The 13,317-nt window shown below is 69.9% G+C and carries 15 protein-coding genes and 1 pseudogene; 14 read left to right on the forward strand and 2 right to left on the reverse strand.

Going from position 1 to position 13,317, the window contains the following annotated elements; genetic code table 11:
* Window positions 1-327: 327 nt before the first annotated feature.
* From AB0B40_RS14910 to AB0B40_RS14970, 13 genes and pseudogenes are all read left to right on the forward strand, one after another.
* Window positions 328-2,541 (forward strand): MMPL family transporter, encoded by a 2,214-nt coding sequence (locus AB0B40_RS14910; protein WP_362264050.1) that lies wholly within the window; start codon window positions 328-330, stop codon window positions 2,539-2,541.
* Complete coding sequence (gene paaA / locus AB0B40_RS14915) at window positions 2,531-3,577, forward strand: 1,2-phenylacetyl-CoA epoxidase subunit PaaA (RefSeq protein WP_345054521.1); 1,047 nt, start codon at window positions 2,531-2,533, stop codon at window positions 3,575-3,577. Before AB0B40_RS14910 ends, paaA begins: the two co-directional genes overlap by 11 nt.
* Window positions 3,574-3,876 (forward strand): 1,2-phenylacetyl-CoA epoxidase subunit PaaB, encoded by a 303-nt coding sequence (gene paaB, locus AB0B40_RS14920; RefSeq protein WP_345054519.1) that lies wholly within the window; start codon window positions 3,574-3,576, stop codon window positions 3,874-3,876. The genes paaA and paaB overlap by 4 nt, the downstream gene beginning before the upstream one ends.
* Window positions 3,866-4,645, forward strand: a complete 780-nt coding sequence (paaC, locus tag AB0B40_RS14925) for a 1,2-phenylacetyl-CoA epoxidase subunit PaaC (protein ID WP_345054516.1) — start codon at window positions 3,866-3,868, stop codon at window positions 4,643-4,645. The genes paaB and paaC overlap by 11 nt, the downstream gene beginning before the upstream one ends.
* On the forward strand, window positions 4,642-5,139 hold the full coding sequence (gene paaD, locus AB0B40_RS14930; RefSeq protein ID WP_345054514.1) for a 1,2-phenylacetyl-CoA epoxidase subunit PaaD: 498 nt from the start codon (window positions 4,642-4,644) through the stop codon (window positions 5,137-5,139). The genes paaC and paaD overlap by 4 nt, the downstream gene beginning before the upstream one ends.
* A 23-nt stretch (window positions 5,140-5,162) precedes the next feature.
* Window positions 5,163-6,296, forward strand: a complete 1,134-nt coding sequence (locus AB0B40_RS14935) for a 2Fe-2S iron-sulfur cluster-binding protein (protein ID WP_345054512.1) — start codon at window positions 5,163-5,165, stop codon at window positions 6,294-6,296.
* A gap of 176 nt (window positions 6,297-6,472) precedes the next feature.
* The gene (locus AB0B40_RS14940) at window positions 6,473-7,660 is read left to right on the forward strand and encodes a hypothetical protein (protein ID WP_345054509.1); all 1,188 of its coding nucleotides are present in this window, start codon (window positions 6,473-6,475) and stop codon (window positions 7,658-7,660) included.
* A 105-nt stretch (window positions 7,661-7,765) separates the two neighbouring features.
* Window positions 7,766-8,125 (forward strand): hypothetical protein, encoded by a 360-nt coding sequence (locus tag AB0B40_RS14945; RefSeq protein ID WP_345054507.1) that lies wholly within the window; start codon window positions 7,766-7,768, stop codon window positions 8,123-8,125.
* 101 nt (window positions 8,126-8,226) lie between these two features.
* Complete coding sequence (locus tag AB0B40_RS14950; RefSeq protein ID WP_362264051.1) at window positions 8,227-8,649, forward strand: hypothetical protein; 423 nt, start codon at window positions 8,227-8,229, stop codon at window positions 8,647-8,649.
* Window positions 8,650-8,814: 165 nt separating this feature from the next.
* Complete coding sequence (locus AB0B40_RS14955; protein WP_345054502.1) at window positions 8,815-9,396, forward strand: Uma2 family endonuclease; 582 nt, start codon at window positions 8,815-8,817, stop codon at window positions 9,394-9,396.
* A gap of 249 nt (window positions 9,397-9,645) precedes the next feature.
* Window positions 9,646-9,915: a type II toxin-antitoxin system Phd/YefM family antitoxin gene (locus AB0B40_RS14960; protein ID WP_055621811.1), complete on the forward strand. Its 270-nt coding sequence runs from the start codon at window positions 9,646-9,648 to the stop codon at window positions 9,913-9,915.
* The gene (locus AB0B40_RS14965; protein WP_329401522.1) at window positions 9,908-10,171 is read left to right on the forward strand and encodes a type II toxin-antitoxin system RelE/ParE family toxin; all 264 of its coding nucleotides are present in this window, start codon (window positions 9,908-9,910) and stop codon (window positions 10,169-10,171) included. The genes AB0B40_RS14960 and AB0B40_RS14965 overlap by 8 nt, the downstream gene beginning before the upstream one ends.
* 51 nt (window positions 10,172-10,222) lie before the next feature.
* Window positions 10,223-10,426: pseudogene (locus tag AB0B40_RS14970) on the forward strand (CPCC family cysteine-rich protein); the annotation flags it as partial.
* A 291-nt stretch (window positions 10,427-10,717) separates the two neighbouring features.
* Here the strand turns inward: AB0B40_RS14970 and AB0B40_RS14975 are convergent.
* Entirely contained in the window at window positions 10,718-11,221 is a 504-nt protein-coding gene (locus tag AB0B40_RS14975; protein ID WP_362264052.1) for an NUDIX domain-containing protein, read from the reverse strand.
* Between the two features lie 156 nt (window positions 11,222-11,377).
* Complete coding sequence (ychF, locus tag AB0B40_RS14980) at window positions 11,378-12,466, reverse strand: redox-regulated ATPase YchF (RefSeq protein WP_345054495.1); 1,089 nt, start codon at window positions 12,464-12,466, stop codon at window positions 11,378-11,380.
* Window positions 12,467-12,651: 185 nt separating this feature from the next.
* Between ychF and AB0B40_RS14985 the strand changes: the two genes are divergently transcribed.
* Window positions 12,652-13,245 carry a DUF6542 domain-containing protein gene (locus tag AB0B40_RS14985; RefSeq protein ID WP_362264053.1) on the forward strand — a complete coding sequence of 198 codons (594 nt, stop codon included), beginning with the start codon at window positions 12,652-12,654 and terminating at the stop codon, window positions 13,243-13,245.
* The last annotated feature ends 72 nt before the right edge of the window (window positions 13,246-13,317 follow it).

Here is a 13,317-nt window from a genome sequence, read left to right on the forward strand (position 1 = left end):
GGGGGCCGGGGGTGTGCGGGCAGCCCGGATCACCTGCGAGAGGGCATGCAGGGACGGCTCCGGGCAGGTGCGTCGGACACGGCCGCCGGCCGGGCCCGCCGGCGCACGGCCGGTACCCGGCGGATGAGGTAGCAGTAAGAAGAGAGGCGCGAGGGCGCCTCCGCACTCCCCGCGTTCGAAACTTCCTTCAAAGATCTCGATGCCGGCAACGCGCCGCACTCCGATGCGCGGGGCGGGGGATTGATCCGCCTCCTCGCTGACTCCTACCTCTGTGGAAGACCTGCCCGGCAGTCACTGCCGCCCGGAGAAGACAAAGGAGTGGTCGAGTTGTTCACCAGGATCAACGGCCTCATGGAGAGGAGGCCAGGGCGTCTGCTGCTGATCGTCGGCCTCCTCGTTCTCGTGGGGCTGGGCGTCGGAGGGAGCTCCCTCACCAAGATGACGATGGGCGTGGACGACTACGACGACTCCCGTTCGGCCGCGGTCAAGGTCCTGGACAAGGTCGAGAAGGCGAGCGGAGCCGACCTCGAGCAGGGCTATGTGGTCCTGGTGAAGTCCGACCAGCCGATCGACCCGCGGTCCGCCCGGCGTCCCGAGGTGGTCACCCGCGCCATCGAGGTGCTGAAGGGCCGCCCCGAGGTCAAGGCGGTGTGGGACTACGCCTCGGCGCACGACCCGAAGATGGTCTCCGCCGACCGCGGGCAGACCTACCTCGTCGCCGCGGTCGGCAGCTTCGCCCCCGGTGACGCCGTGAAGAAGGCGGTCACCGGGCTCCAGGACAAGATCGACGCGGACCCGCTGCTGCGCGACCACGTCAGCCTCGGCGGCCCCACCGCCTCCAACGTCGAGGGCAGCACCATCTCCAGCGAGGATCTGGGCAAGGCCGAGACGATCGGCTTCCCCATCCTGCTGATCCTGCTGCTCTTCATCTTCCGCGGCGTGATCGCCGCCCTGATCCCGCTGGGCGGGGCGATCTGCACCATCGCACTCGCGCTGGGCGGCATGGGCGTGGTCATGACCACCGTGCACCTGTCGATCTTCGCCCTCAACCTGCTCTTCGCGCTGGGCATCGGTCTGTCCATCGACTTCAGCCTGCTGATCATCTCCCGGTACCGGGAGGAGCTGCACCGCGGCCAGACCCCCGGCGAGGCCGTGCGCACCACCCTGTTCACCGCCGGCCGCACCGTCTTCTTCAGCGGCCTCACGGTGGCCGCGGCGCTGGCCTCCCTGCTGGTGTTCCCGCAGCGCTTCCTCTACACCATGGGCGTCACCGGCATCGCCACCGTGATCGGTGCCCTGGTCTTCGCCCTGCTCGGCCTGCCCGCCCTGCTCGCCGTCCTCGGCACGCGCATCGACAAGTGGGCGCCGAAGCGCTGGCAGCGCGCCTCCGAGGCGCCGGAGGACCGGGGCCGCTGGTACCGCTTCTCGCGCGGCGTCATGAAGCGGCCCGTCACCGCCGCCGTGGGCGCGGGCGTCGTCCTGCTGGTGCTCGGAGCGCCCTTCGCCGGCATCAAGTTCACCGGTATCGACTCGGCGTCCATGCCCAGCGACTCACACGCGGGCAAGGTCTACCACACCCTCGACCAGGACTTCCCCGGCTCGCTCCAGTCCCCCGTCAACCTGATCCAGCAGGCGCCCGACAACGCCGGGCCGAATCTCGCCACGTACGCCGGCAAGCTGAGGCAGATCGACGGCGTGGCCGCGGTCGCCCCGCCCCGCAGGCTCGGCGGCGGTCTGTGGCAGACCGACGTCTCCCTCAAGAAGGCGCCCCTGTCCCTCGAAGCCCAGGACACCCTCAAGAAGATCAAGGACGTCCCCGCGCCGTACCCGACCGAGGCGACCGGCAACACCGCGCTCTTCCGCGCCATGCAGGACAGCCTCGGCAGCCACCTGCCGCTCGCGATCGCGGTGATGGCGCTGACCACGCTGCTCATCCTCTTCGCCATGACCGGTTCGGTGGTCCTGCCGGTCAAGGCGGTCATCACCAACCTGCTCACCCTCAGCGCCACCTTCGGCATCCTGGTCCTCGTCTTCCAGGACGGGAACCTGGAAGGGCTGCTGGACTTCCGAAGCCAGGGCGCCCTCCAGCCGACGATGCTGATCATCCTGCTCGCGCTGACGCTGGGCGTGTCGACCGACTACACCGTGTTCCTGTTCTCCCGCATCAAGGAGGGCGTGGACCACGGCATCCCCAACCGCGAGGCCGTCGCCACCGGCCTGCAGAAGGTCGGCCGCATCACCACACTCGCAGCCGTCCTGTTCTGCATCCCCGTCGGTGCCCTGACGCTCTCCCGCCTGGTCTTCATCAAGCAGCTCGGCCTCGGCACCGCCCTCGCCGTGATCATCGACGCCACCCTGGTGCGCGCCCTGCTCGTACCGTCGTTGATGGCGCTCTTCGGCTCGGCCAACTGGTGGTCCCCGGGCCCGCTGCGGCGCTTCCACTCGCGGTTCCTGAGCGGTTTCCAGGAGGCCCCGGCGGCGCCCCTGCCGAGCGCCCGCACCGCCACCGCCGCCGAAGCGGAGACCGTCGGTGACCGCTGAGCAGACGGCGGCCACCTCGGCGGCGGACGACGAGGCGCGCCTGACCGAGCACTTCGAGGCGCTCCTCGCCGCCGACGAGCGCGTCGAACCCCGCGACTGGATGCCCGACGGATACCGGCGGATGCTCATCCGCCAGGTCGCCCAGCACGCACACTCCGAGATCATCGGCATGCAGCCGGAGGGCGCCTGGCTCACCCGGGCCCCCTCCCTGCACCGCAAGGCCAGCCTGCTGGCCAAGGTGCAGGACGAGGCCGGCCACGGGCTCTACCTGTACTCGGCCGTCGAGACGCTCGGCGTCACCCGCGCCGAGCTGCTCGACGCCCTGCACGCCGGACGTCAGCGGTATGCCGCCACCTTCAACCACCCGGCCCTGACCTGGGCCGACACCGGCGCGATCGCCTGGCTGACGGACGGTGCCGCCGTCGTCAACCAGGTGCCGCTGTGCCGCACCTCCTACGGGCCGTACGCCCGCGCCATGCAACGCGTCTGCCAGGAGGAGGCGTTCCACGTCCGGCAGGGCTACGACGTCCTGTGGTCGCTGTGCCGCGGCACGCCCGAGCAGAAGCAGATGGCCCAGGACGCCGTCAACCGCTGGTGGCTACCGGCGGTGGCGCTGATGTTCGGTCCGCCGGACACCGTGGCGGGCGCCGCCGGGGACTCCCGCGCGGCGGCCATGGGCGCCCAGGTCAGCCGGCGCTCGATCGCCTGGGGCATCAAGCGGCACACCAACGACGAACTGCGCCAGCGCTTCGTCGACAACGCCGTGCCGCAGGTGGAGGAGCTCGGGCTGACGCTGCCCGATCCGGCGATCCGCTGGAACGAGGAGCGCGGGCACTACGACTTCAGCCCCATCGACTGGCAGCAGTTCCGGGACGTGCTCGCCGACGACTCGCAGTGCGCCAGGCAACGGCTGGCCCACCGGGTGGCGGCTCACGAGAACGGCGCCTGGGTGCGGGAGGCCGTCGAGGCCTACTCCCTGCGCCGGGACGAAGAGCTGCACAGGGACCAAGAGAGAATCGGGAGGCACACCGCATGAACGGACAGGTGGGGAGGTCACAGGCTCCGTGGGAGGTGTTCATCCGCCCGCGTCGCGGCCTGTCCCATCAGCACGTGGGTTCCGTGCACGGCGCCGACGCCGACATGGCGCTCGCCAACGCCCGCGACCTCTACACGCGCCGCGGAGACCTGGTGTCCATCTGGGTGGTGCGCTCCGAGGACGTACGCGCCTCCTCGCCGGACGAGAAGGACCCGCTGTTCAGCAACGCGGCCGACAAGCCGTACCGGTACCCGGACCACTACGTGGCCCTGAACAAGGCGGCGGACCATGCCGGTTGAGGCCGCCGAGACGGTGACGTCGGCGGACATCGCCGCGTACGCGCTGCGGCTCGGGGACGACGCGCTGTTCCTCGGCCAGCGGCTGTGCGAGTGGGTGACCAGAGCGCCCACCATCGAGGAGGACCTGGCGATGGCCAACATCGCCCTCGACCTCCTCGGGCAGGCCCGCACCCTGCTCGGCTACGCGGGCGAGCTGGACGGCACCGGCCGCAGCGAGGACGACCTCGCCTACACCCGGACCGAACGCCAGTTCCGCAACTGCCTGCTGGTGGAGACCCCGAACGGCGACTTCGCGCTGACCATCGCCCGGCAGCTGGCCTTCGCCCACTACAGCCGGCTGCTGTACACGGCGCTGGCGGAGTCGGCCGACGCCGTGCTCGCCGGACTGGCCGCGAAGGCGTCCAAGGAGGTCGCGTACCACTGCCTGCACGCCGCGCAGTGGACCGTCCGCCTGGGCGCCGGCACCGAGGAGAGCCACCGCCGGATGCAGGAGGGAGTGGACCGGATCTGGCCGTACGTCCCCGAGCTGTTCGACAGCGACGAGCTGGTACGGCGGCTCGACCGGGACGGCACCGGGGTCGACCCGGCGCGGCTGCGCGCCCACTGGGACGAGTCCGTCACCGCCGTCCTCAGCGAGGCGGAGCTGACGGTTCCCGCCCCCCGCTGGAGGGCGGGCGGCGGCCGGGAGGGGCTGCACACCGAGGCGTTCGCCCCGATGGTGGCGGAACTGCAGTCGGTGCACCGCCAGTACCCGGGAGCCAGCTGGTGAGCACAGGTACGCGCAGCACGGCGAACGAGGTCAGAAGGCTCGTCGAGGCGCTGCCCGACCCGGAACTCCCGGTGATCTCACTGGGCGACCTGGGAGTGATCCGTCACGTGGCACCGGCGGACGACGGCGTCATGGAGGTCACCATCACGCCGACCTACACCGGCTGCCCGGCGATGGAGACCATCCAGGGCGCGATCCGGGCCGTGCTCTCCGAGTGCGGACATCCGGACGGGCGGGTGCGGCAGGTGCTCTCGCCCGCCTGGACCACCGACTGGATCAGCGCCGACGGCCGGCGCAAGCTGGCCGACAACCGCATCGCGCCACCGGGTCCCGCCGGCGTGCCCCTGCCTGTCCGTATCGGCCTCGGCGTGCCCTGCCCCAACTGCGGCTCCGCGGCCACCCGTCCGCAGAGTCCGTTCGGTGCGACCCGGTGCCAGTCGATCCTGGTGTGCACGGCCTGCCACGAGACCTTCGCGCACATGAGAGCGACGTGACGACACGGCATGGAGACAGGCGATTGAAGGACAGCAACGAAACACCGACGACCTCACGCCGTGCGACGGGCTTCCACCGCATGCGGGTCTCGGCGGTGGACAAGCTCACCGACGACGCCGTCGCGATCACCCTGGACGTGCCGGAGCACCTGACGGACGCGTTCACCCACCGGGCGGGCCAGCACCTGACGGTCCGGCACTTCCTCGGCGGCCCCGACGGGAAGGAGATCCGCCGCAGCTACTCGATCTGCACTCCGCCGAACCGGTCGCAGGATCCCGCTTCCGGTCTGCGTCTCGTGGTCAAGCGCCTGGGAGACGGCGGCTTCGGGGAGTACGCCCTGACCTCGCTCGGTGCGGGCGACACCCTCGTGGTCGGGCCGCCGGCCGGCGGTTTCCGGCTGGCCGAGCAGCCCGGCGCGCACCACGTCCTCGTCGCGGGCGGCAGCGGCATCACCCCGCTGCTCAGCATGGCGGCGGCGGCCCTGCGCGACGACCCCACGTGCCGCGTCTCGATGGTGTACGCCAATCAGACCTCGATGTCGGTCCTGCTCGCGGACGAACTGGCCGACCTCAAGGACGGCTACGTCGACCGGTTCTTCCTCCTGAACGTCCTCTCCCAGGAGTCACAGGGGGCCACGCTGCTCTCGGGACGCATCGACACCGCGCGGCTGCCCAGGCTGCTGGAACTCCTCGGCGCCGAACCGGACGACAGCACCCACTTCTATCTGTGCGGGCCCGGGGGGCTGGTCGAGGCGGTCCGCACCACCCTGACGGAATGGGGAGCCGACCCCCGCCGGGTCCGCCTGGAACTCTTCACGACCGACGGCGAACCCGCCGGGCCGTCCCCCGAGCCCGTCGACCGGAACACCCCGGCCGCCCGCGCCCGGGTCACCGCCCGGCTCGGCGGCCGGACCACCGTCTTCCCCATGGAGCCGGAGGACGACGTCATCCTCGACGCCGTCCTGCGGGCCCGGCCCGAGACGCCGTACTCCTGCCGGGACGGCCTGTGCGGAACCTGCCGCGCCAGGGTCGTGTGCGGCACCGTGCGAATGGACCGGCAGTACGCGCTCGGCCAGGACGAACTCGACCGCGGCTACACACTGGCCTGCCGTGCGCGGGCCGTGTCGGCGCAGATCGAACTCGACTTCGACGCCTGAGCCCACGCGGAACACCTGTACAGCCAGAAGGGGCCGGGGCGCTGCCGGATCCGGCCCCTTCGTCGCACCGTGCGGGACGCGCCTGTTCCCATCGAGGACACAGTCCGCCGGGGCCGGCGGCCCCGCCGCTGGGCCGGCCGCGTGAGATTGTCAGTGGCGGCTGCTTCCATGGCGCCATGAGCACCGTGCACGAGACCGCCACCCTCCTCCCCGGCCCGGCCCAACTCCGCGACCACCTGCGCGCACTGGCGATCCTGGACGCGGCGATCGGCGACGATCCGCGATTCCGCCAGTACACCTTCGACGCCGCCTGGGGACCCGGTGTGGAAGCGGCCCTGATGGAGAACGGCTCGGGGGACGAATTCTCCGTCCTCTTCACCCCGGCGGGCGTGCTCATACGCGGCTTCGACCACGAGTCGGAGATGAGTCCGTACGGGACGCACGACGAGCGGGTCTGGCCTGGCGTCATCGACGACGTGCCTGCGGCACTGAGCCCGCTCCTGCACGAGCCCGCCTTCTACGACGAGGGCATCGGGGCCTCTCGGGTCACCGCCTGCCTGTGGCGGGAGACCGGCGACACCGTCTGGCGCACCGGCTCGGCCATCGTCTTCCCCACCGGCCACGGGGACCCCGACGGCTCCGGCTTCCTCTTCCATCTGCTCACCGACCGCTCCCCGGAGGCCGTCCAGACCCACTTCGAGGACTACTACGAGCGCCCCGTCCCCCTCGACGCCATCCGCCACGTCCTCGCCGGACACCCCCTCACCCCCGCGATCGCCCGGGTCCTCAACCCGGCCGCCCTCTCGGACAGCGCACTGCTCCACAGGATCGCCGCGCATCCCGAGGCCGCCGCCTACCTGGCCTGCGACGGCGAGTTCGACCTTGCCCGCGTCGACCCGGTCGAGTCGATCGTCCTGCCCAACGGCCTTCCGGTGGAGCCCGTCGCCGGCTGCAACGCGGGCGGCACCCACTACCTCTGCGGCCCGGCCCACCCCGGCGGCACCCGCCCAGTCCTCTACACCGACTCCGAGGGCCATGCCTCCCTCATCGCCGAGTCCCTCGCCGAGGCCCTGACCCTCGCCATCGTCCTGCCGCCCTGGCACGACGCCCTGGCCGGCTTCCCGCTCCCGGCCCTCAGCTCCGACCACCTCGACGACCACCCGGACCACCCCACCGTCCGCGACCGCCTCCTCGCCGCACTCCGGCTTCCCCCGGCCACCGACCGGGAAGTCCTGGAGCGCCTGCTCACCACCGCCGCCCGCACCGTCCCCGACGGATTCCTCCCGCACGTTCCCGGCGAGGAGGAGTCCGCCTTCGAGCCGATACTCGAACCGTCCACCGAGCAGGGCCGACCCGACTGGTGAGACAGCTCCGACCGGAGCGCCGCCTTCACGAGATCCACCCTTCTAGTTCACGGGTCAACCACTTAGGGTCAACGATCACACGAACTATGTGGGGGGTGCATCTAAATGCGAACGCTCACCGACCGCTACGGCAAGAGACGGGTGTGGGCCGTCATCGGCTGCGCCTGGGCCGTGATCATCCTCGTCGGCGTGGTCAAGGTCGTCACCGACGACGACAGCGGCCCGGACTCCTGGTCGCCTGCGTTCAAGGCCGGACGGAAGGACGCTTACGGCTGGTCCTTCATCTACGAGAGCCCGGACACAGCCCTGAACGACTGCGAAGCGGGCGTGGCACATGACAACGTGCTGGGCCAACTGGACGAGAAGACCATCTACTTCGACGATTCACAGTTGGTTGACTGGTCGCGAGGGTGCATCAGCGCGCTTCGGGATTTCATGCCCGTCCCCCCACAGTCCTGGGAGTAGTGATGACGGGAGAGTTAGGACGGCCCTGCCCCGTAAACAAAGAAAGGCCACCGGCCAGAGCCAGTCCCACGACGGGGCTGGCTCTTCCATGAGGAGAGACTGTGAACGGTAAGAAGAAGGCCCTGCTGATCGCTGGTGGCGTCCTGGTGGTGACCGCCATCGCCAACGCGGGCAACAGTGACACCTCGGGTGACACCCCGGCGAAGGCGAAGACCGCGGCGAAGATGTCCCCCTCCCCGAAGGCCAGGCCGACCCACGAGGCGCCGGCCAAGCTCGATGAGCCCAACGCGGCCGAGGAGAAGCAGCTCCTCCGCAAGCTGACCTCGATCAACCCCGGAATCACGGTGAACAGGGAGCGGGCCGTACGCCGGTCCGTGAGCACCTGCCAGGAGATCCGGGACGGACAGAAGGGGAAGCAGCTCGTGAAGGAGGTCAGCTACCGCTTCACTGGCGGGAACGCCACGGTGGACGAGCGCCAGGCGGCCGAGGTCATCCAGGCCGTGAAGGACACGTTCTGCGGCTGAGGCCCTGAAATAGCTGCGTGTCGTTAGCAATGCGACTCCCAGGTGCGCAGGAGGCTCGTGAAGCGAGAGCCGAAGAGGCGGAACAGCAACTGAAGGCCCGAGGAAGGGCAGCCGCCCGGCGACGATCTCGTGGCCCACGCCTCGTCGAATCGCTACGGTTGAGCCATGACCGCACTGCCCGACTGGATGCGCCCGCCGCGCGAGGAAGGCTGGTTCGCGGAAGACCTGGACCGCCTTCCCGAGGCACCCCGCCACACCGAGCTGATCGACGGAGCGCTTGTCTTCATGATGTCGCCGCAGAGGTGGTGGCACGGCCACCTCGTCACCATGCTCACCGTCGCTCTCATGGAGCAGGCGCCCGGCGATGTCAGGGTCGGCCGCGAGATGACCATAAAGCTAGACGAGCGAAACCGGCCCGAGCCGGATCTGCTGTTGACGACGGCCGACTACGACGCAGACCGCACCTGGTTCGCGCCGGACGAGGTGCGACTGGTCATCGAGGTCGTCTCACCTGAGTCCGCGCACCGGGACCGCACGGTCAAGCTACGCAAGTACGCGGAGGCCGGCATCCCGCACTACTGGTGCATCGAGGACGAAGACGGCGCCCCTGTCGTCCACGTCTACGAACTCGACGAACCCACTGGCGTCTACGCGCCCGCCGGCATCTTCCGAGGCACCCTGAAGCGCCCTGTGCCTTTCGAGATCAGCCTGGATCTCGACAGGCTCGCGCCGCCGACGAGCAACTAGGAGTCAGCACCAAGTCAGCACGGGAGGCAGAAGGGGCCGAGTTCACCAGAACTCAGCCCCTTCTTATCTGTGCGCTTGACGAACCACCTAGCTCGTGGCAACGACAGCTCCCACCTGCGAAAACGCGGTTTTCGGTCGCTCTCATCACAGCACCGATCCAGCACAGTGCGAGTTCATCCAGCGCGAGCGATGGACCGCCATGGACTCCAGCCATTGTGTACACATGAGACACTCGGTACGCTTGAGCGCATGACGCAGCCACTGCCCACAGAGTCCATCCGCGACGTGCGCGCGCACTTGGCGGAGGTCGTGGAGCGCGCGGACCGCGACGACGTACCCACGGTGATCACGCGCCGGGGCAAGGAAGTCGCCGCCGTGGTCTCCATCGAGGTGCTGCGCAAGTACCAGGAATGGGAAGAGCGCGAGATCAACCGGATCATCGACGAGCGCATGGCCAACCCGGCTCCCGGCATCCCGATCGAGGACATCATGAGGGAGACGCTGGCGCGCGGTGAGTGAGTACCGAACCGTCTTCCGCCCCGAGGCGCAGGCCGAGCTTCGGAAGATCCCGCGCGACATGGCACTGCGCATCCTGGCCAAGCTGACCGAGCTGGAGACCGACCCCCTCGGCTTCAACACCACCGCACTCGTGTCCCGGCCCGAGCGACGCCGTCTGCGCGTGGGCGACTACCGCGTCGTCTACACGATCGACAACGGGGAGCTGGTGGTCTGGGTCGTTCATGTGGGACACCGGTCCACCGTTTATGAGACCTGATCGCCGCTGACCCCATGGCACCCGGGCGGGACCTGCAACGAGACTGCGCAGGTGAGCGACTCCTACCCCTGCCCGTGCTGCGGACACCGCGTACTGACCGCGATGCCCGGCTCGTACGAGATCTGCCCCGTCTGCTTCTGGGAGGACGACGGGGTCCAGTTCCGCTGGCCGGCCATGAGCGGCGGCGCGAACAAGGTCTCCCTGATCGAGGCCCAACGGAACTACCAGGACTTCGGCGCCTGCGACGAGCACGGCCGGCCATGGGCGTGGGACGCCTCGGCTACCCCAGCTACACCCCCGCCGAGCTTCGCCGCTGGACGGACCTCGAATGCGATTTCGCCAACGGCTGGACCCGGACGTAGCCGCAGCTGCCTGACCGCGGCTACGTGAAGTCCGCGTACGCCATGTACCGGCCGCACGTGCGGCTCATGAAGAGGTAGCCCGTGGGCTGACTGTCCTTGTCCAGAGCAGCCAGATAGACCCGTACTTCTACCTGGCCTGTCTGACACCCAACTGGCCGACGTCGTCCGGTGGGCAACATGATGCTCACGCGGTTTGCCAGCCGTCCAGGGAGACGTCCGCGCCGCTGGTCAGGTAGTGGTGCAGAGCACTGGCTGTGGTGTCGACGAAGGCTTCGGGGATAGCGCTGGCGTCGACCCAGCGGACCTGGGAGTGCTTGCGGGGTTCGCGGTTTTCGGGTTCGCCGGTCCATTCGTGGGCGGCGAACACGACCGTGAGGAAGCCGTTGGGGGCCTCCACGCCCCAGGCGCCATGGATGATGTGGGCGACCTTGAGGGACTCGGGCCTCACCGTGAGGCCGGTCTCCTCGTACAGCTCGCGGACGGCCGTCTCGGTGATCGGTTCGCCCGGTTCGCTCTTGCCGACGGGGATGTCCCACATTCCCTGGGCGAACTTGGCGTTCTCGCTGCGCTGGAGGAGGACGACGCGGTTGGTGGCCTTGTCGTGGACGATGACGGCGGCGACCAGCAGGGTCATCGATTCGAGCGCCGGCTTGAGGGCCTTGGGCTGGTCGTCGGTCTGCTGGGTCATGGTGTTCCCTTCGTCGGGCGCGAGCCGCAGGTCGACGAAGCGGCGTGGCCGCTCCCCCGCGCGCTGCCCGAAATCAGCCCGCTGCGGACTCCGCGCGGACCGCATAGGCCGCCCGACCCACTCCACCGCAGGTCAGACGGCCTTTCGCCGAACGTATTAGACGTTGAAGCGGAACTCCACCACGTCCCCGTCCTGCATCACGTAGTCCTTGCCCTCCATGCGCGCCTTGCCCTTGGCGCGGGCGTCGGCCACCGAGCCGGTCTCGACCAGGTCCTCGAAGGAGATGACCTCGGCCTTGATGAAGCCCTTCTGGAAGTCGGTGTGGATGACACCGGCCGCCTCGGGGGCAGTGGCGCCCTTCTTGATCGTCCAGGCGCGGGACTCCTTGGGGCCGGCCGTGAGGTACGTCTGCAGGCCGAGGGTGTCGAAGCCGACGCGGGCGAGGGTGGCGAGGCCGGGCTCCTCCTGGCCGAAGGACTGGAGCAGTTCCAGGGCCTCCTCCTCGTCGAGCTCGGCGAGGTCCTGCTCCAGCTTGGCGTTGAGGAAGATCGCCTCGGCCGGGGCGACCAGGGCGCGCTGCTGGGTCTTGAAGTCCTCGTCGACCAGTTCCTCCTCGTCGACGTTGAAGACGTACAGGAACGGCTTGGTGGTCAGCAGGTGCAGGTCGTGCAGCAGCTCGTTGCGCTCGGTGCCCTGGACGATGCCGTGCGCGAAGAGCGTGTCGCCCTTCTCCAGGATCTCCTTGGCCTCCTCGACGGCCTTGACCTTGGGCGCGATGTCCTTCTTGATCCGGGACTCCTTCTGGAGGCGCGGCAGGACCTTCTCGATCGTCTGGAGGTCGGCGAGGATCAGCTCGGTGTTGATCGTCTCGATGTCGTCCTTCGGCGAGACCTTGCCGTCGACGTGAACGACGTTGTCGTCCTTGAAGGCGCGGATGACCTGGCAGATCGCGTCGGACTCGCGGATGTTCGCGAGGAACTTGTTGCCCAGGCCCTCGCCCTCGGAGGCACCGCGCACGATGCCGGCGATGTCGACGAAGTCGACCGTGGCCGGGAGGATGCGGGCCGACTTGAAGATCGAGGCCAGCTTGGCGAGGCGGCCGTCGGGCACCCCGACCACGCCGACGTTCGGCTCGATCGTGGCGAACGGGTAGTTGGCCGCCAGCACGTCGTTCTTGGTCAGGGCGTTGAACAGGGTCGACTTGCCGACGTTGGGCAGGCCGACGATTCCGATCGTGAGCGACACGTTGCGACTTCCCGTAGTTGAGTGGGCCAGGGGCTGCCAGGGGGCCAGAGACCGACACTGGCCGATCCACCAGTTTACGGCGTCCGCGCCCCGGCCTCGCGAGAGCGTCGGAGCTCCGGCCCAGCGCGTCCCCCCGGCGTGTCTGAAGGCCGATTCGGCACATAAACAGACCTAGGTTGGTCCCTGTGGAGCAACGCAGAACGGGACCCCCGAACGACGGACCGCGACGCGGCACGCCGCCGCGGACCCCGCTGCCACCGCAGGCCGGGCACCGGCCGGGCCGGGTGCGCGGGGCTCGCGGCGGGCGCGGACCCGCGCCGGGCGCCGGCCGGAGCGCGCGGCAGGTGGAGGGCGCCGGGCCGGTCGGTGAGGCGCGGCCGGGGCCGGCGGGCCGACGGCTGCCGAACCCCCGGCTGACCGGGCTCGGCAGCGGGCTGTTCTGCGCCGGGGCGATGTTCCTGCTCGGCTGCCTGGACCAGTTGCTGTTCGGGGCGTCCCCGACGGTCTACGGCGTGCTGTTCCTGCCGGTGTGCGTGCTGACCGCGCTCTGGGTGCGCGGCGGCGACGTGCTGACCGCACCGGTGGTCCTGCCGCTCGCGTTCGCCGTGGGGCTGCTGCCGGTCGCCGAGAGCGGCGGGGGGCTGCTCGGCCACCTGATGGGTCTGGTCACCGGGCTCGCCACCCAGGCCGGGTGGCTGTACGGGGGGACGCTCGTCGCCGGGGTGATCGTGCTCGCCCGCCGGGCGGCGTGGGTCCGGGCCCGCCGGGGGCACGGCTGAACACCGCCGGAGCCGGCCGGGGGCACGGCTGAACACCGCCGGAGCCGGCCGGGGGCACGGCTGAACACCGCC

It is taken from the genome of Streptomyces sp. NPDC042638 (assembly GCF_040647235.1).
In the GTDB taxonomy this organism is placed as follows: domain Bacteria; phylum Actinomycetota; class Actinomycetes; order Streptomycetales; family Streptomycetaceae; genus Streptomyces; species Streptomyces rameus.